This is a genomic window from Hypericibacter sp., assembly GCF_050729195.1.
Taxonomy (GTDB): Bacteria; Pseudomonadota; Alphaproteobacteria; order Dongiales; family Dongiaceae; genus Hypericibacter.
The window spans coordinates 41,484-59,693 of the sequence record NZ_JBOHKS010000262.1; the positions used below are offsets into that span (position 1 = coordinate 41,484).

General features: G+C 63.9%; 17 protein-coding genes. 15 read left to right on the forward strand and 2 right to left on the reverse strand.

The annotated features are described in order from the left end of the window. Window position 1 precedes the first annotated feature (1 nt). Both ACREE8_RS21070 and ACREE8_RS21075 read left to right on the forward strand, forming a co-directional pair. The gene (locus ACREE8_RS21070; RefSeq protein WP_431574983.1) at window positions 2–589 is read left to right on the forward strand and encodes a YSC84-related protein; all 588 of its coding nucleotides are present in this window, start codon (window positions 2–4) and stop codon (window positions 587–589) included. 22 nt (window positions 590–611) lie between these two features. Beyond that, a complete protein-coding gene (locus ACREE8_RS21075; RefSeq protein WP_431574984.1) occupies window positions 612–1,514 on the forward strand; it encodes a polyphosphate kinase 2 family protein in 903 nt (300 codons plus the stop codon). Window positions 1,515–1,538: 24 nt separating this feature from the next. On the opposite strand, the gene ACREE8_RS21080 is transcribed toward ACREE8_RS21075, so the two are convergent. Then, on the reverse strand, window positions 1,539–2,249 hold the full coding sequence (locus ACREE8_RS21080) for an isochorismatase family cysteine hydrolase (RefSeq protein ID WP_431574985.1): 711 nt from the start codon (window positions 2,247–2,249) through the stop codon (window positions 1,539–1,541). Between the two features lie 198 nt (window positions 2,250–2,447). On the opposite strand from ACREE8_RS21080, the gene ACREE8_RS21085 reads away from it, so the two are divergent. The 6 genes from ACREE8_RS21085 to ACREE8_RS21110 all read left to right on the forward strand — a co-directional run bounded on the left by ACREE8_RS21085 (window position 2,448) and on the right by ACREE8_RS21110 (window position 9,844). Then, a complete protein-coding gene (locus tag ACREE8_RS21085) occupies window positions 2,448–3,764 on the forward strand; it encodes a glutamine synthetase family protein (RefSeq protein WP_431574986.1) in 1,317 nt (438 codons plus the stop codon). A 55-nt stretch (window positions 3,765–3,819) separates the two neighbouring features. Continuing rightward, window positions 3,820–5,397 (forward strand): TCP-1/cpn60 chaperonin family protein, encoded by a 1,578-nt coding sequence (locus ACREE8_RS21090; RefSeq protein WP_431574987.1) that lies wholly within the window; start codon window positions 3,820–3,822, stop codon window positions 5,395–5,397. Between the two features lie 185 nt (window positions 5,398–5,582). Further along, window positions 5,583–6,746: an ABC transporter ATP-binding protein gene (locus tag ACREE8_RS21095; RefSeq protein WP_431574988.1), complete on the forward strand. Its 1,164-nt coding sequence runs from the start codon at window positions 5,583–5,585 to the stop codon at window positions 6,744–6,746. Between the two features lie 43 nt (window positions 6,747–6,789). Continuing rightward, window positions 6,790–7,992, forward strand: a complete 1,203-nt coding sequence (locus ACREE8_RS21100) for a hypothetical protein (RefSeq protein ID WP_431574989.1) — start codon at window positions 6,790–6,792, stop codon at window positions 7,990–7,992. A 150-nt stretch (window positions 7,993–8,142) separates the two neighbouring features. Beyond that, window positions 8,143–8,988 carry an ABC transporter permease gene (locus ACREE8_RS21105; RefSeq protein ID WP_431574990.1) on the forward strand — a complete coding sequence of 282 codons (846 nt, stop codon included), beginning with the start codon at window positions 8,143–8,145 and terminating at the stop codon, window positions 8,986–8,988. Between the two features lie 4 nt (window positions 8,989–8,992). Further along, window positions 8,993–9,844: an ABC transporter permease gene (locus ACREE8_RS21110; protein ID WP_431574991.1), complete on the forward strand. Its 852-nt coding sequence runs from the start codon at window positions 8,993–8,995 to the stop codon at window positions 9,842–9,844. Here the strand turns inward: ACREE8_RS21110 and ACREE8_RS21115 are convergent. Beyond that, a complete protein-coding gene (locus ACREE8_RS21115; RefSeq protein WP_431574992.1) occupies window positions 9,750–10,538 on the reverse strand; it encodes a GntR family transcriptional regulator in 789 nt (262 codons plus the stop codon). The two genes, ACREE8_RS21110 and ACREE8_RS21115, sit on opposite strands and share 95 nt — an antisense overlap. Before the next feature lie 216 nt (window positions 10,539–10,754). On the opposite strand from ACREE8_RS21115, the gene pxpA reads away from it, so the two are divergent. The 7 genes from pxpA (at window position 10,755) to ACREE8_RS21150 (ending at window position 18,198) form a co-directional block, all read left to right on the forward strand. Next, window positions 10,755–11,483 carry a 5-oxoprolinase subunit PxpA gene (pxpA, locus tag ACREE8_RS21120; protein WP_431574993.1) on the forward strand — a complete coding sequence of 243 codons (729 nt, stop codon included), beginning with the start codon at window positions 10,755–10,757 and terminating at the stop codon, window positions 11,481–11,483. 43 nt (window positions 11,484–11,526) lie between these two features. Further along, the gene (locus ACREE8_RS21125; RefSeq protein ID WP_431574994.1) at window positions 11,527–12,405 is read left to right on the forward strand and encodes a 5-oxoprolinase subunit B family protein; all 879 of its coding nucleotides are present in this window, start codon (window positions 11,527–11,529) and stop codon (window positions 12,403–12,405) included. Continuing rightward, window positions 12,402–13,376 carry a biotin-dependent carboxyltransferase family protein gene (locus ACREE8_RS21130; RefSeq protein ID WP_431574995.1) on the forward strand — a complete coding sequence of 325 codons (975 nt, stop codon included), beginning with the start codon at window positions 12,402–12,404 and terminating at the stop codon, window positions 13,374–13,376. The genes ACREE8_RS21125 and ACREE8_RS21130 overlap by 4 nt, the downstream gene beginning before the upstream one ends. A gap of 63 nt (window positions 13,377–13,439) precedes the next feature. Further along, window positions 13,440–14,816, forward strand: a complete 1,377-nt coding sequence (locus ACREE8_RS21135) for an aspartate aminotransferase family protein (protein ID WP_431574996.1) — start codon at window positions 13,440–13,442, stop codon at window positions 14,814–14,816. Beyond that, a complete protein-coding gene (locus tag ACREE8_RS21140; protein ID WP_431574997.1) occupies window positions 14,813–15,883 on the forward strand; it encodes a tartrate dehydrogenase in 1,071 nt (356 codons plus the stop codon). Before ACREE8_RS21135 ends, ACREE8_RS21140 begins: the two co-directional genes overlap by 4 nt. A 248-nt stretch (window positions 15,884–16,131) precedes the next feature. Continuing rightward, on the forward strand, window positions 16,132–17,133 hold the full coding sequence (locus ACREE8_RS21145; RefSeq protein ID WP_431575020.1) for an ABC transporter permease: 1,002 nt from the start codon (window positions 16,132–16,134) through the stop codon (window positions 17,131–17,133). A gap of 45 nt (window positions 17,134–17,178) precedes the next feature. Continuing rightward, a complete protein-coding gene (locus ACREE8_RS21150) occupies window positions 17,179–18,198 on the forward strand; it encodes a sugar ABC transporter substrate-binding protein (protein WP_431574998.1) in 1,020 nt (339 codons plus the stop codon). Window positions 18,199–18,210 lie beyond the last annotated feature (12 nt).

Here is an 18,210-nt window from a genome sequence, read left to right on the forward strand (position 1 = left end):
GATGACGAAGATTGCGAACGCGGAAAGGGCCGGCGCCTCGCGGGTCCTTTCCCGTCGTCTCTTGCTGGGTTCGATGGTGGTGGCGGGAGCGGTGGCCGTCGGCCCCCGCTTCGCCGCGGCCGATGCGCAGATGGATGCCGACGCGATGGCGGCGCTCAAGAAGCTCTATGCCTCGAACGAAGGCGCCCGCGTGCTGGGCGAGAAAGCGAAGGGCATCCTGGTCTTCCCGACGATCGCGAAGGGAGGCTTCATGATTGGCGCCGCCTATGGCGAAGGCACCTTGCTGGTCAACGGCAAGGCGGCTGGCTATTACAGCTCAGCCGCGGCTTCCTATGGCCTCCAGATCGGCATTCAACGGTTCAGCTATGTGCTGTTCCTGATGACCGACAACGCGATTCAGTATCTCAACAAATCCGATGGCTGGGAGATCGGTGTCGGTCCGTCGATCGTCGTTGCCGACGAAGGGTTCGCGACGAAAGCGACGACCACGACGCTGCAGGCGGAAATCTATGCCTTCATTTTCGGTCAGCAAGGCCTCATGGCCGGTCTTGGGATCGAGGGGACGAAGGTCACGCGCATAAACCGCTGAACCAGGCAATCCCGGCAGGGCCATGGATATCAAGAAGATCGTCAAGCTTTCGCAAGGCTATTCGCGGGACTATCGCATCACCAAGGGCAAGAAGTTCCGGTTGAAGGACTTCGACCCCGACGATACGGGCGATCTGAAGGCGGAGGACAAGCCGAGGGCCAAGGAGGCGCTGCAGATCGGCGTCCAGGCCCTGTCGGAGTTCCAGGAGAAGCTCTATGCGCAGCAGCGCTGGGGCTTGTTGCTGATCTTCCAGGCGATGGATGCCGCCGGCAAGGATGGCGCGATCAAGCATGTCCTCTCCGGCATCAATCCGCAGGGTTGCTCGGTGTCGAGCTTCAAGGCGCCCTCGACCGAGGATCTCAACCACGATTTCCTGTGGCGCTGCCAGAAGCGGCTTCCCGAGCGCGGGATGTTCGGCATCTTCAATCGCTCCTACTACGAAGAGGTGCTGGTGGTCCGGGTCCATCCGGAATTCCTGCACCGCCAGAAGCTGCCGCCCAAACTCGTCACCAAGTCGATCTGGCAGGAGCGCTACAGGGACATCCGCAACTTCGAGAGCTTCCAGTCGCGCAACGGTTTCGTGATCCGCAAATTCTTTCTCTATGTCTCGAAGGATGAGCAGAAGCGGCGCTTCATGTCGCGCCTCGACGAACCCTCGAAGAACTGGAAGTTCTCCGCAGCCGATGCGACCGAGCGCGAGCATTGGGATGAATACATGTCGGCCTACCAGGACATGATTCGGGAGACCGCGACCGAGGAAGCACCCTGGTACGTCGTTCCGGCCGACAACAAATGGTACACCCACGTCATCGTCGCCGCCGCGATCATCGATGCGCTGGATTCGCTGGGCCTGGCCTATCCGGAAATCGACGCCGACATGCGCAAGCAGCTGCAGCAGGCGCGCACGGCCCTGGAATCCTCCTAGACGCCGTGCCGCCGCCCGTCCGGCTCAGGCCGCGGTGACGGATCCCGAATTGCTCTTGGCGATGTCGGCCAGCTCCGCGATCAGCTGGTCGGCGGTGCGCTGCCGGCAATAGCCCTTGATCGCGCGCTCGGAGAAATCCTGCCGTTCCTGGCTGTAGGTCGCGCAGCAATCGGTCACCAGCGTCACCAGGTAACCCAGGTCGCCGCCGACCCGGACCGTGTTCTCGACGCACTGGTCGCTGAGCACGCCGAACACGATGATCTGGTCGAAGCCCATATTGCGCAGCAGGTAGTCGAGGTTGGTGGTGCCGAACGGACCGGATGCGGTCTTGCGGACGATGATATCGTCCTCTTCCGGCGCCACCTCGTCGATCACCGCTGCGTCCCACGAGCCGCGCGGGTAATGCATCTGCGAGGCCTTGTGATCGATGCCGCGGTCGCGACCGTCCTTGGTCAGGCTCTCGATCACGATATAGATGTTCTCGATGCCCATCTTGCGGGTCGCGGCCTGGAGCCGCCGCTGGTTCGGGATGACCATCTTCTCCAGCCGGTCATAAAAATAGCGATAGCCATTGTTCTCCGGCGTGGGATCCAGCTTCCGGTGGCGGACCTTCGCCGCGCAATCGGCGTTCTGCATGTCGACGGTCAGGAGCGCGGTGCGGGCCGGAACGACGGCGCGCTCGCGATAGCGAGGACCCATGGCTTCAGGGCTGTCGGGGCGGATCACATAAGTCATCGGTTCGGTCCTTCGGTCCTTTCTCGGGCGCTGCTCGTCTCGGTGGCGCCAGGATTATAGGCGAGCTTCCGGCGTTGCGGGAGGCCCACCTGACGGATCGGTCAGGGCGGTGGCGGGATTCTGGACGATGGGCAGCGATGATCCGCCCGCGCTATGCTCGAAAGCGCGACCCCGTCATTTCGAGGGAAGGGACCGTCGATGAGCAGCCGGGATCTGGCGATCTTCCTGACCAACGATCTCGCGGGCATGACCCGGGGTCGCGGGTTTCCGGCGCGCGACCTGGGTCACCGCATGGATGCGGGCGTGGGCTGGGTCCCCGCCAATCTTGCCCTCACCCCGTTCGGCGATATCGGCGAGAATCCGTTCGGACCGCTGGGCGATCTGCGGCTCCAGCCCGAGCCGGAGAGCTCTGGGTTCAGGCTGACGGGGTTCGGCGAGGAGCATGGGCTGCTCGCCTTTCTGTGCGACATCGTCGAGACCGACGGGCGTCCCTGGGGCGGATGCCCCCGTCAATTCGCCAAGCAGGCGCTGGCGGATCTGGAACGCGAGACGGGTCTGACGTTGCGGGCCTCGTTCGAGCAGGAGTTCTTCCTGCTGGGGATCGATCTCGCCATCAACAGCGCCTTCACCTTGATCGATTTCCGCGGGGTCCAGGGCTTTCTCGGCGCGCTCACCGAGGCGTTGTCGGCAGCCGGGGTCGAGCCCGAGACGATCTTGCGGGAGTATGGACCGCAGCAGTTCGAGCTCACCATGAAGCCGTCGCGTGGGCTGGTGGCGGCCGACCGCGCCATCATGCTGCGCGAGATCACCCGCGACGTGGCCCGTCAGTTCGGCGGCCGCGCCTCATTCGCGCCGATCATCGACCCGGCTTCGGTCGGCAGCGGCGTCCATCTTCATTTCAGCCTGGAGACGATCGATGGGCGGGCGGCGACCCACGATCCCGCGGGCCCGGGCGGCATCAGCGCCAGGGCTGGCAGCTTCGTGGCGGGCGTGCTGCGCCACATGCCGGCCCTCTGCGCGCTGTCGGCGCCGAGCTTGATCTCCTATCTGCGGCTGACGCCGCATCGCTGGAGCGCCGCCTTCAACTGCTTCGCCTATCGCAACCGCGAGGCCGGCGTCAGGATCGCGCCGGTCGACGACACCCCCGGTCGCGAGATCGCGCGCCAGACGCATCTCGAATTCCGTGCCGGCGACGCAACGGCCAGCCCCTATATGCAGCTGGGTGCGCTGGTTCGTGCCGGGCTCGAGGGCCTGCGCGAGAAGCTGCCGGCGCCACCGCTGGTCGAAGGCGACCCCGCCGATCTTTCTGCCGCGCAGTTGAAGAAGCTGGGGATCCGCCGCCTCCCCGAGAGCCTGCCCGCGGCGCTCGCCGAACTGGAGAAGGACGCGACCGTCATGGGCTGGCTGCCCGACCCGATGCAGAAATCCTTCTTCGCGATGAAGCGGACCGAGATGGCCAAGCTCAAGGACCTCGATCCCGCGGCCCAATGCGCCCGTTACGCTGCGGTCTATTGAGCGCAATCCGCGCTTGGGCTAAAGCGTCGCTCCCGATCTTCTGGAAATCGAATCGATGGGACGGCCGGTCACGATCAGGGGCGATGGGCTGGGCAGGCTTTGCCTGGCGCAAGGGATTCAACTGGCGGCCAGGGCCATTGCCCCCAGCCTGGGTCCCAAGGGACGCACCGTTCTGCTGCATCGGCCGCCGGCGCCGCCTGTCCTGCTGACTCACGGCTACGATATTGCTCGCGAAGTGGCGGCGAGCTGTCATGGGCCGGAAGCCCATGGTGCTCGTATTTTGAAAGAGACGCTGTTCGAGGTCGATCGCGACTTTGGCGACGGCACCTCCGCAGTCGCGCTCATGATGGCCTCGATCGTCTCGGCCGCAGTGCCCTTGGCTCAGGCCGGCCTCGATATGGGCGATGTCGCCGATGCATTGCTGGAACTGGCGCCTGATCTGCAAAATAAGATCCAATCCTATCGGATCGATGCGCGTTTGGACGAGATCGCTCTGGCCGTTGCCAGGACCGCCGCCCGTGACGAGGAGATCGCCAATCGCATTGGTGCATTGTTTCTGGAACTCGGCGGCGAGACGGTGATTCAGGTTCAGGAAGGCGAGGGCAGGGATATCGAAAGCGACATCCGGCCGGGCACGACGATCGAAGCAGCCCTGGTGTCGCGCCACCTCTCGGATGATTCCGACCGGATCCAGGTCCGGCTCAAGGATCCCTATATCCTGATCGCCGACGAAGAGATCAGCGATTTCGGCAGCCTGCTGCCTGTTCTCGAAGGGTTTGCCACGAAGCAGAAATCCCTGCTCATCGTCGCCCGCGATATGACGGGCGTCGCGTTGCAGGCGCTCGTCCGCAACAAGACCGAGGCGGGATTGCGGGTTGCGGCGCTCAAGATCGGGAGCGTCGCCGAACGCGGCTATGACGCGCTCGAGGATCTGGCGATCGCGACCGGGGCGGAGCTGCTGTCGGATCGGTTCGGGACGGATCTGCGAAAGATGCGCCCGCAGATGCTGGGCCGGGCCGAGGAGGTGAAGGTCGAGCAGAATTTCACGACGGTGCTCGGAGGTGCCGCACGAGGCAACGCCCTGGAAACCAGACGCAAGGAGATCCGGCAGCGGATCGCCGGCGAACGCTATCTGAGCTATGACCGCGAGCAGCTCGAATTGCGCTTGGCGCGTCTCAGCCGGGGCTTTGCCCGGCTCCATATCGGCGGCATCACATCGGCAGACCGGTCCATCCGCTTGATGGCTGCGCGAAAGGCGGTCGCCGGTCTGCAGGCGGCGCAGGGCGGCGTGGTGCCCGGTGGCGGGACCGTTTTCCTGCATCTCGCGGCCAGCCTTGCATCGGGACCAAGCGATGACGGCGCCCGCCAGGCCGCACGGCGTTTGGCGCGCAATGCCCTGCGGCAGATCCCTGCCACGATGATCGGCAATGCCGGTGAGGACCCTCCCGTCTGGCTCGGCCGTCTCGAGGGCGCGAAGAAGCCAGCCGACGGCCTCGATCTGGAGACCATGATCTTCGGCGATCTGCGGCGGGCCGGCATCCTCGATCCCGCATCCGTGCTCGGCGTCACCATCGAGCGGGCCTTCTCGGCCGCCGCCACGGTGCTCCGCGCCGACCTCCTCATCACCAGCTGAACCGGTCTTCATCCCCGGATTCGCTCGACAAATTGAGAGTCGCCACGTTGATGTTATATGATATATCGTGTGTCAGGAGACGATGATCGAAACCGAGGGCCGATGCGGGTTTCACGCTACTCTCTCATGACGTTTCGCGGAGCCGGCGGGCGGGTTCGCCGGCTGTTTCCGGCCGGGGAATCGTGGTGAAGGAAACCCAGACGGGCGCGATCGCGCGGCCGCCGCGTGCCCGTCCGCGGCCCGGGCGCGAGGGGGCTGTCGCCGAGGCCGGTGACAGCCGTCCGATGCTGGAAGTGGTCGGGGCCACCCATGCCTATGGACCGGTGGTGGCGCTCGATAACGTCTCGCTGACAGCGGAGCGCGGCGAGTTCCTGACCATCCTCGGCGCCAGCGGTTCCGGCAAGACGACCATGCTTCGGGTCATCTCGGGCCTGGAGCGCCCGAGCCGGATCGAGCGCCTGGCGATCGATGGCCAGGATGTCTCCGACAAGCCGGCATCGATGCGCAACTGCACGACCGTCTTCCAGAACTACGCGCTCTTCCCCCACATGTCGGTCGGCGAGAATGTCGGCTATGGGCTGAAGGTTCGCGGCGTTCCCAAATCGGAGATCCTGTCGCGAGCGCTCGATGCGTTGCGGCTGGTCCAGCTGGCGGACAAAGCCGATCGCCGCATTCACCAACTGAGCGGCGGCGAGCGCCAGCGCGTGGCCCTGGCGCGCGCTCTGGTGACGCGGCCGGCGATCCTGCTGCTCGACGAACCGCTGGGCGCGCTCGACGAGAAGCTGCGCCAGGAGATGCAGTCGGAGCTGGTCGAGCTGCATCGCACGCTGGGCATGACCTTCGTCTATATCACCCATAGTCAGGAAGAAGCCCTGACCATGAGCGACCGTGTCATCCTCATGCGCAAGGGTCGGATCGAGCAGAGCGGCTCGCCCGAGGCGCTGTTCGACCGGCCGGTCAGCCGCTTCGCAGCCGAGTTCATGGGATTCGAGAACATCATTCCGGCCGTGGTGCGCGAGATCAGCTCGGGCCGTGTGATCGTCGAGATCGGGACCCATGTCATCAGCGGCATCTGGACCGCGCCGGCCGAGCCGCGCCAAGGGGACCGCGTTCTGATCGCCGTCCGGGCCGAGCGGCTCATGCCGGTGCGCCAGGGTCAGTCCGGCGCCAAGGAAAATCTGATCGAGGCTGCCCCAGGTCCGCGGACCTATCGCGGGAAGTATGTGGATCAGGCGGCTACCACGTCGATCGGAACGATACGCCTGCGCGTCTGGGATCGCTCGACCCCGGTCGAGGATTTCGACGCCGTGACCTGGAGCATGACGGACTGCGTGATCATACCGGCATAGGGCAAACCGGATCCAAAACAAAGCCCATGGACAGGAGGAGACCATGAGTAAGACCAAGGGGACGTTCACCCAGCTTGAATTGCTGCGACGCGATTTCCTGAAGGCGATGGCGGCGGCCGGCGTCGGCGCCGTTGCGACGCGTGTCGCAGCGCCCGGCGAGGCCATGGCGGCCAACCCGGTGGTCCATGGCTATGGCGTCACGACCGCCCAGCTCAAGGACTGGTCGATCATGTCCAAGTCGATCGGCATCGATATGGATTTCACCGGCACGAACAACTCGGTCGGCGTCTATCTGCGCGATGTCGTCGCCTCGCAGCTCGGCGACAAAGTCGACATCTTCATCTTCGAATCCGGCACCGAGGACATCCTCGGGCCCCAGGGCATCTATCTCGTGATCGACGAGAAGAACCCCGAGCTGACCCTCTGGGACCGCACGCCGGACGAATGGAAACACTCCGAAGTCGTGATGGGGAAGGACGGGAAGCAATATGGCGTGCCAGTCATCGGCAATGCCGACAGCTTCGGCTATTTCCCCGACAAGATCGGCGCCGAGGCGAGCGGCGAGCAGGACATCTCCTGGGAGATGTTCTTCGAGAGCGACAAGACCCGTGGCCGCGTCGCCTACGACCAGACCTGGACCTACTCCATGCCAGAAGCGGCCCTCTATCTGCAGCAGTCGGGCAAGACGCAGATCAAGGACGTGGCCGACATGACGAAGGAGGAGGCGAGGGCCGTCGTCGATTATCTCGTGGCGCGGAAGAAGGCGGGTCAGTTCCGCACGCTTCATTCCGCCTTCGAGGAGCAGGTTCAGCTTCTGACCAACCGCGAAGTGGACATGATCAATTGCTGGGAGCCGGCGACGCGCGAGGCCAACAACAAGCTGGGTGCCGGCACGGTGCGCTACGCCTACACCAAGGAAGGCTACTTCAAGTGGGGGCACGGCGCCTATGTCGCCAAGCAGGTCGCCGATCGCGGCAACATCAACGACGTCTATAAGGTTCTGAACTACTTCCTCGGCGGCGAGTACCGCGCGCTTCAGGCCCGGGATCGCGGCTATGCCGGCCCGAACATGGATCTGGGCGTCGAGTACGCGCAGAAGCAGGGATGGGCGCAGGACCAGATCGACGCCCTGAAGGCGACCGAGGCCAAGGTCAAGCGCAAGTTCCAGAAGCCCTTCGTCAGCACCACGACGCCGACGAACGCGGATGCGATGGAAGAGGAGTGGCAGCGCTTCCTCAATGCCTGAGAAGGGCTGAGGCAAAGCGGGATCGGGTTTCCCTGTTTCCCGATCCCGCATCTGTTTCACATGAGGGACTTAGAGAACCGCATGAGCCTTGCGTTACCTGGGCAACATTCCTTCGCTCAGCGCTATTCGGCGTTGTCTGGCGCCCGAATCGTGACGGCCTTGTTCCTTGTGGTCTGGATCGGCCTGGTCATTCTTCCGCTGCTGGTGTTGTTCGCTTATAGCTTCTTCGAGACCAGGACCTTCGTCACCGTCTATGACCCGTCGCTCAAGACCTGGATGACCCTCTTCGAATCCGGGCGGTGGGAAGTGGCCATTCGCACCGTGCGCATTGCATTGACGGTGACCCTGATCGAACTGGTCTGCGGCTTTCCCTTCGCGCTCTGGCTTGCCAAGGGGTGCCGCTACAAATCGGTGCAGGCGGCGGTTCTGACGCTGCTCACCATTCCCTTCTTCCTCGACATGTCGTCGCGGACCATCGTCTGGCGCGCCATTCTGGGCCGTGAAGGCTTGATCAACAGCCTGCTGATGGGGTTGGGGATCACCGATCAGCCGATGGAATGGATGCTCTATAGCGAGTTCTCGGTCCATTTCGGCATGATCGCGCCCTACTTCCCGACCATGGTACTGCCGATCTATCTCGCCATGACCTTCATCGACGACGATCTGATCAAGGCGAGCAACGATCTGGGCGGCAGCCCCTTACAGACGCTGCTGAACGTCATCATCCCGCTGTCCCTGCCGGGAATCATCGCCGGTGTCGTCTTCACGCTGGGACCGGCGCTGGCGGCCTGGGTGGAGCCGGGGATGCTGGGCGGTGGCTTCGTCAATCTCCTCAGCAATTCGGTCGAGAGCGCCTATACCGCGCTCAAATATCCCGTGGTCGCCGCGCTTTCGACCTTCGTGATCCTGATCCTGGCGGTTCTGTTGGGGCTTCTCCTTCTGCTCTCGCGCCGGGTGGCCGATCTCGGCGCTTCCTTCAAAGTGATGCGGAGCTGACGCGATGGCGGCGGATGTCGGCATGGCCTTGACCTTCCCGGCGGCGCCTGTCGTGCAGCGGGGCCCCAGCTACTGGCGCGGCTGGCCGAAGCTTGCCAAATGGGGCGGCTATGCCGTTCTCACCCTGACTTACTTTCCGTTGATCTGGCTCGCCCTGATGTCGATCAGCGAACGGCCGCTCTCCGGCATTCCCTTTCCGCTGTCCCTGGAAAACTATGCCGCCTTGTTCGAGGACCGGCGCTGGGCCGAACCCTTCGGTGTCAGCCTCCTGCTGGCGCTCGCTGTCGGGCTGATCTGCATGATCGTGGCGACCGCAGTAGGGCGGGCGATTCCCCAGCTCCGGCGGCCAGGCGGCGTGGTGCTGCTGGCAGTCCTGCCGCTTTTCGTGCCGGGCATGACGATGGGGGCGGCGCTCTTCATCTTCCTGCGCTCGTTCCTGGGGCTGAAGCTGGGATTCTGGGCGATCTTCCTGGGCCATATCGTCTGGGCCCTCCCGTTCTCGCTCCTGACGGTGCTGGTGCTGGCGACGAAGTTCGATCACCGCCTGCTGGAGGCGGCCGAGGACCTCGGCGCTTCGAAATGGGAGCGATTCTGGGATATCGAGTTCCCGATCCTGCGGCCGGGGATCGTCGGGGCCGGCCTGTTCGGCTTTCTGCTGTCGTTCAACGAAGTGCTGCGCTCGGTCTTCCTGCGCGGCACCGATACCACCATGCCGATCTGGAACTGGCTGATGGCGGCGTCGCAGCAGTCCCAGGTGCCGATCATCTTCGCGCTGTCGAGCCTTGTCCTGACGGTGACCTTGCCGCTGCTGGCCGGTTTTTTCTGGGTACTGTTTGTGAAGCTGGACCGTTCTTGAGTGCCGCCTCTGCCTCCATTTCCCGCAGGCGCCCCATCAGACTCTCTGCCGCTTCGGAGATGTCCCAGACGACGCTGTCGCGCACCGCTGCCGGGTTGCCACTGCTGATCGCGGTGACGATCTTGCGATGACCGTCATTGGCCTCGCGCAGATAGTCCGTGTCTTCGAACAAGCAGTAGAGGAAAGGCCCCACCTGGGTCCAGAGATCCTGGATGATTTGAAGCGTGTGGGGCGACTGTGCCCGCTCATAGATGACGAAATGGAACTTCTCGTTCCGCTTCAGATAGCCGGCGGCATTCTTGTCTTTGATGTCGCGGTCGATCTCGACGATGGTGCTTTCCAGGCGCGCGATATCGCTGTCGCGAAAATTGGGCGTGGCGAGCTCGGCTGCCAGTCCTTCGAGCAGACAACGAATCCGGCGGAGCTCGACGAACTTGTCGAGCGTGAGGATGGGCACCGCGATCGACCGATTGCGCAACAAATCGAGCGAATGCTCGGCGACAAGCCGCTGCAAGGCCTCGCGGACCGGCGTGGCGGAGATGCCGTAATCATGGGCAAGCTGGCGGATCGTCAACACCTCGCCTGGCTTGAACTGCCCCGACATCAGTCCCTTCTTGATGGCCGCGTAGGCGCGGTCGTTGAGCGTTTGATGTTCGATCTTGGCCATGATTCCCACTCTCGCCGCGACCCGCATTGGCCGGGGCCGGGACTCGCTATTGAACCCAGAATAGACCGAAATCGGGTATCCGGGCGGAAATCACTTTGCGATAGTGATATATCATATAACATGAATCTAGGTTGGCGCCCAGCATGCCGACATGATCGAGGACGCCCCCAGGCCGCTGCCGGCGAGCGCCGCCGGAAGCTTGCACGTCACGAGGCAGCTTGCACGTCACGAGGCAGATGGAAAATGACCGTTACGATCAATTGCGATATGGGCGAAGCCTACGGCATCTACCGGTTGGGCGATGACGAAGCCTGCATGCCCTATGTCACGCATGTGAACATTGCCTGCGGCTTTCACGCCTCGGACCCCATGGTGATGTGGAAAACGGTCGCGGCGGCGAAGCGCCACGGCCTCAAGATCGGCGCGCATCCCGGGCTGGCCGACCGGGAAGGGTTCGGCCGGCGCGAGATCAAGCTGTCGCGAAAGGAGGTCGCTGCCCTGGTCCTCTACCAAGTCGGTGCGCTGCAGGCCTTTCTCGATGCCGAGGATATACCGATGTCGCATATCAAGCCGCATGGCGCGCTCTTCGGCATGGCGCAGAAGAATGAGGCCGTTGCCAACGGTATTGCCGATGCGGCCCTGGCCTTGAAGCTGCCGGTAATCGGCTATGCCAATTGCGTCATGTCCGATGTCTTCACGCAGCGCGGTGTGGAGTTCAGCTGTGAATTCTATGCCGACCTCGACTATGACGGCGAGGGCCGGCAGGTGATCACCATGACGCATGATCCGGTTGCACCCGAAGCCGCCGCGCAGAAAGTCATGCGCGCGATTCGCGAAGGGAAGACACGGGCGCTCGATGGCAAGGATGTTTCCGTCGTCGCCGACACGATCTGTGTCCATAGCGACACGCCGGGTGCCGTGGCCGTGGCCAAGGCGGTTCATGCGGCCGTGAAGGATCAACTCGCGCACTGAGTTCGCGCGGGTCAAAGGGGATGCCGCTGAGCGAGGCCGTCCGATGATCTATGACCGGCCCAGATTTGCACCTGGGGGCGACCGCATCATCGAGTTTGAGCTCGGTGACGAGATGAGCTTCGAGCTGAATTTTCTGGTCCATACGCTGGCGAACCGGATCCGCGAGAGCCGCGTCAGGGGCGTGGTCGAACTCATTCCCGAGATGGCCTCGATCCAGGTCTCCTATGACCCGGATTTGATCTCGTATCGCGATCTGACGGAAGAGCTGCTGATGCTGCGCGCCTCGATCGGCGATCTCAGCTCGCTTGAGCTGACGAGCCGTCTCTACTATGTGCCGATCCTCTATTTCGACCCCTGGACCCGCGAGTGCACCGAGGATTATCGCACCAAGCTCGCGGACAAGGAGCCGGACCCGGATCTGCTGGTGCGGATGAACGGCCTCAAGGATCGCGCCCATCTCAAGCAGGTGCATTCCGGCACGGAATATTGGGTGGCAGCGCTGGGCTTCTGGCCTGGACTCTGCTCGCTCATGCCGCTCGATCCCCGCTGCCGCCTGACGGCGCCCAAATACAATCCACCGCGGACCTGGACGCCCAAGGGCACCATCGGGCTCGGTGGCGCGCTGACTTGCATCTATCCGGACCAGACGCCCGGCGGCTACCAGATCTTCGCGCGCACGCCGATGCCGATCTGGGACCGGTTGCAGCGGCTGAAGGCCTTCAAATCGAGCCTGGCCTTGTTCAAGGCGGGTGATCGCGTGCGCTTCGTTCCAGTCGATCGCGCGGAATATGACGAGATCGCCGCGCGTGTCGACGATGGCAGCTACGAGCATCAGTTCGCCGACTACCAGAAATTCTCCATCCGCGGCTACCAGTCCTGGCTGGCCGAAATCGCGCCGCCGCAGCGGGAAGCCGCGCAATGATCGGCGTCGTTGCCCCTGGCCTGGAGACCTCGGTGCAGGATCTGCCCGGTCGGATCGGTTATTGGGAGCAGGGGTTCCCACCTTCGGGGCCGATGGATTCCTGGTCATTCCGATTGGCCAATCTCCTGGTGGGCAATGAGGCGGAATCGGCGGCGCTGGAATGCCAGTTCATCGGGCCCTCGCTGCGTTTCGACAGGGCCACGGTGATCGCTGTGACCGGCGCCGATATGAAGCCGAAGCTCGACGGCGAGCCGATCGAGAACTGGACCAGCGTCCCCGTCCAGCCGGGGCAGGTGCTGACATTGGGATCGGCTGCGGTGGGGGCCCGCGCCTATATCGCGATTGCCGGTGGGATCGACACGCCGCCGGTGCTGGGCTCGCGGTCGACCTTCCACATGGCCGGCGTGGGTGGGGTGGAGGGCTACGCGGTCAAGGCCGGCCAGTCGCTGCCGGTGGGCAAGGGCAGAGCCGTGCCGCGGCGCAAGGTCCGTCCGGATCACCGGCCTGACATCCGGGCGCGGCGCGATTGGCAGATCGAGGTCGTCCGCGGGCCCAATGACGACTGGATCGACGAGGAGGGCCATCACCGGTTCTTTGCCAGCGACTGGAAGCTGCAGGCCAAGAGTAACAGGACAGGCCTGCGCCTGACCGGGCCGGAGTTCACCTTCGCACCGCGCGCCTACGACAAGCGCCCGGAACATGGGCAGCACCCTTCGAATATACTGGATCACGGCTATCCCCTGGGGGCCATCAACCTGGCTGGCCAGACGCCGATCATCCTGGTGAACGATGCCCCCAGCACCGGGGGGTTCATCAATCCTTACACCGTGCCAACGGCGACATTTTGGAAACTGGCCCAATCGCGGCCTGGCGATATATACAGGTTCACCGAAATCGACATCGAGGCGGCCCAGGCCCTGCGCCGGCGGCTCGATCGTCTCTGCAGCCTTGATAGCCTGGAACCGATGTGACGAGGTCCCGCCGGGCCCTCGGAAACCCAGACCCTACTCAAACCCTCGAACTGGACCCACCCGATGGATACCATTCCGAATTCCCCCGCCGCCCGCGACATCGCCTATTTCTTCCATCCGGTGACGAATGCGCGCCGGCATGAGCAGGTCGGCCCGCGCATCATCGAGCGCGGCAAGGGCATCTATGTCTATGACGACCAGGGCAACGAATATATCGAGGCGCTGGCCGGGCTTTGGAGCGTCGCGATCGGGTTCGGCGAGCCGCGGCTGGCGAAGGCGGCGGCGGCGCAGATGGAGAAGCTGCCCTATTACCACTCCTTCAGCCACAAATCGCATATGCCGGGCATCGAGCTCTCGGAGCGCCTCGTCAAGATGGCGCCCGTCAAGATGTCGAAGGTCTTCTATACCAACTCCGGCTCCGAGGCGAACGACACCGCCATCAAGCTGGTCTGGTACTACAACAACGCGATCGGCCGCCCGAAAAAGAAGAAGATCATCTCGCGCATCAAGGCCTATCACGGGATCACGATCGCCTCGGGCAGCCTGACGGGCCTGCCGCTCAATCACCGCGATTTCGACCTGCCGATCGCCAACATCCTGCACACCTCCTGCCCGCACTATTACCGCTTCGGGCGCGACGGAGAGAGCGAGGAGGATTTCGCGACGCGCATGGCCCAGGACCTCGAGGATCTGATCCTGCGCGAGGGCCCCGACACGGTGGCGGCCTTCATCGGCGAGCCGCTGATGGGGGCGGGCGGCGTGATCGTGCCGCCCAAGACCTATTGGGAGAAGATCCAGAAGGTCTGCCGCAAATACGACCTGCTGATCATCGCCGACGAGGTCATCAACGGCTTCGGGCGCACCGGCAAGACCTTTGCCTGCGAAACCTTCAACATCAAGCCGGACATGATGGTGCTGTCGAAGGCGATCACCTCCTCCTATCAGCCGCTGGCGGCGATCCTGTTCACCGACGCCATCTATCAGGCGGTGGCCGACAACAGCAACAAGATCGGATCCTTCGGCCATGGCTTCACCGCCAGCGCACACCCGGTCGTGCTCGCGGTGGCGATGGAGAATCTCAACATCATCGAGGAGCGCAAGCTGATCCAGAATGCGGCGGCGATGGCGCCGGTGCTGCAGAACGGCTTGCGGCGCCTCAGCGATCATCCGCTGGTGGGCGAGGTGCGCGGCATGGGGCTCATCGCCGCGGTCGAGCTGGTGGCGGACAAGGCGACCAAGAAGCCGTTCGATCCGATCGGCAAGGTGGGAAGCTGGGTCTTCGAGCGCGCCCATGACCACGGGCTCATCATCCGCGCCATCGGCGACAGCATCGCCTTCTGCCCGCCGCTCATCATCGATGCGGCGCAGATCGAGGAGATGATCAGCCGCTTCCGCAAGACGCTCGACGACGCGCAAGCCTGGCTCCGTCAGCAGGGATGACAGCCCGACATCGCATCGCCGTCATCCCAGGCGACGGCATCGGCAAGGAGGTCGTGCCGGAAGGGATCCGCGTGCTCGATGCGGCGGGGCGCCGTTTCGGGATCGAATTCCGGTGGGATCACTTCGACTGGTCTTGCGAGACCTACCGCAAGACCGGCCGCATGATGCCGGAGGACGGGCTCCAGCAGATCGCGAAGCATGACGCGATCTTCCTGGGCGCCGTCGGCTTCCCCGGCGTTCCCGACCATGTCTCGCTCTGGGGCCTGCTGATCCCGATCCGCCGGACCTTCCAGCAATATGTGAATCTGCGCCCGGTGAAGCTGCTGCAGGGCGTGCGCTCGCCGCTGGCCGATGTGAAGCCCGGCGATGTCGATTTCTGGATCGTGCGCGAGAACAACGAGGGCGAATATTCCGAGATCGGCGGCCGCCTCTTCGCCGGCACCGACCGCGAGATGGCGATGCAGGAAAGCGTCTTCACCCGCCATGGCGTGGACCGGATCCTGCGCTACGCCTTCGAGCTCGCCAAAACCCGTCCGGCCAAGCATGTGACCTCGGCCACCAAGTCCAACGGCATCATCCATACCATGCCGTTCTGGGACGAGCGCTTCGCGGCGATGGCCAAGAGCTATCCGGCGGTCCGCGCCGACCAGTACCATGTCGATATCCTGACCGCGCATTTCGTGCGCAATCCGCAGCGCTTCGACGTGGTGGTCGGGAGCAATCTCTTCGGCGACATTCTTTCGGACCTGGGGCCAGCCATCGCGGGCACGATCGGCATCGCGCCCTCGGCCAATCTCAATCCCGAGCGCGAGCATCCCTCGATGTTCGAGCCGGTCCATGGCTCGGCGCCCGACATCGCGGGCAAGGGCATCGCCAATCCGATCGGACAGATCTGGTCGGGCGCGATGATGCTGGAGCATCTGGGCCATGCCGAGGCGGCGGCCGCGGTCGAACGCGCCTTCGTTTCCGTCCTGGCCGCGAGCAACAACCTCACGCCCGACATGGGCGGCAAGGCCTCGACCCGGGAAATGGGGGAGGCGGTGGCCCGGGCGGTCGAGCAGGCGTGACCCCTCGCCAGGGGTGCCGCCAGGCCGAACCGCCACCCGGAACCGGTCTCACCGGATTGGGCCCAGAATCATGCCTAACCCCCGGAAATCCTGGGGGTCTGTCGGTCCTGACCCTGGCGCCCGCCAAAGTCCTCTACTAACATCGCTGCCGGTCTCACCGAGGGGCTCGACCCGGTTGTTCCTCCGGGGCCCGAAAAAGACAGCCCCCGGTCGAAACAGGGGAAGCAGGGTCGACAGCTTTGGCGCGAGTGAATCTCTTCAAGAACCTGTCTCAGGAGCGGATCGTCTTCGCGTTGGCGCTGGCCGTCTTCATCGCCTGCTCGATCGCGCTCCCGGGTTTTCTCCAGGCCGACAATCTGATCGCCATCGTGCGCAGCGTCAGCGTGCTGGGCATCCTCGCGGTCGGCATGGGAATCGTGATCATCGGGCGCGGCATCGACCTTTCGGCGGTCGCGATCATGGCGATGTCGGTCGCCTGGTATCTGCAGATGCTGCAGAACGGCGTGTCCGGCGGCGAGGCCCTGGCGCTGACCCTCGCCGGCGTCGTCGCCATCGGCCTCATCAACGGTTTCATGGTGGCCTATGCCGACGTGCCGGCGATCTTCGCGACCCTGGCCAGCGGCGCCTTCGTTTACGGTTTCTGCCGCTCGCAATTGATCGCGCAGGACGCGACCCCGGTGCCGGCGGGGAACTGGATCAACGAGCTCGGGCAACTGCCGAGCCGGATCGACCAGTTCGCCCAGATCAACCTGGGCGAGATCCCGGTCGAGGTGTTCATTTTCTCCGGTGCCGCCTTCCTGGCCTTCCTGTTCCTGCGCTTCACCAAATGGGGCCGCTACGTCTATCTGATGGGCGACAATTTCCTGGCGGCGCGCAACATGGGCATCCCGGTCCGGCCGATGACCGTGCTGCGCTACGTCATCTCCGCCCTGATCGCCTTCTCGGCCGGCATCCTCACGGCATCGAGCCTGCACAGCATCAATGTCCGCGTGGTCAATTCGACCCTGCTTTATGACGTGATCCTGGTGGTGGTGATCGGCGGCATCGGGCTTTCCGGCGGCAAGGGCGGCATGCGCAACGTCGTCGTCGGCGCCCTGCTGATCGGCATCATGCAGAACGCCATGACCATCCTGGACTTCTCCAACGTCTATCAGAACCTCATCAAATCGACGATCCTGCTGATCGCCATCATCGTGGACAGCCTGCTGAATCCACGCGACGAGCAAACGGCGCAGCAAGGCGACATCTGAAGCGGGCACGCACAAAAGATCATCTGACAGGAAAGGGAGTGCATCATGAAACTCAAGGGAATGCTGACTGCCGTCGCCCTGACGCTGCTGGGCACGGTGGCCGTCAATAGCGTGGCCAATGCCCAGGACGATGCGGGGCCGGCCGCTTATCAGAAGGCCTTGGAAGGCAAGCGCGTCGTGCTGGTGCCGATGGCGATGGGCTTCGACTTGGCCCAGGGCTGGTCGGCCTATCTGAAGCGCGAAGTCGAGGGTTGGGGCGGCACGTTCGAGACCCGCGATCCGAACTGGGACACCAGTGCGGGCGCCCAGGCCATCACCGACCTGATCTCCGGCAGCCAGAAGCCGGACGTGCTGGTGGTCCACTCGCCCGACCTCAACTCCTATTCCAAGCTGCTGAAGAAGGCGCAGAAGGATGGGATCTTTGTGGTCCTGATCGATAACCCGATGAACTATCCGGCCGACGCCTTCGTCGGCAGCGATTGGGATCGGCTGGGCCAGCTCGAGGCCGAAGCGGCTGTCACGGGCTGCGGCGAGAATTCCTCGAAGAAGATCGGCCTGGTGCAGGGCGACGCCGCCAACGCCTCCTCGATCTATCAGTATAACGGCATCATGAAGGTCCTGGCGAAGCACCCCGAATTCAAGGTGGTCGCAAAGCCGTTCTCGAACTGGGATCCGACCACGTCGCGCAACGTCACCACGACCATGCTGCAGCAGAATCCCGATATCTGCGCCATCATCGACTTCTGGGATGGTGACGCGACGGGCGCTTCGGCCGCGATCCATGATGCCAAGCTCGACGGCAAGGTCTTCCTGGTGACGACCGGCGGCGGCGAGATGGTCGACTGCAAGGCGCTCGAGGACGGGACGTTCGGTGCCGTCGTCATGACCGATCTGGCCAACCAGTCGCGCGACATGAACGCGATCATCAAGTTCCTGCTGCAGAGCGGTCAGCCGGCGGGAACCTCCAAGACTTATATCTATACCTTGGAGAAGGCGACCACGAAGGCCGACCTGAAGCCGACCACCTGCTGGGACGTGAAGGCTCTGCAGGCCGGACAGTACTGACGCATCTTCGAT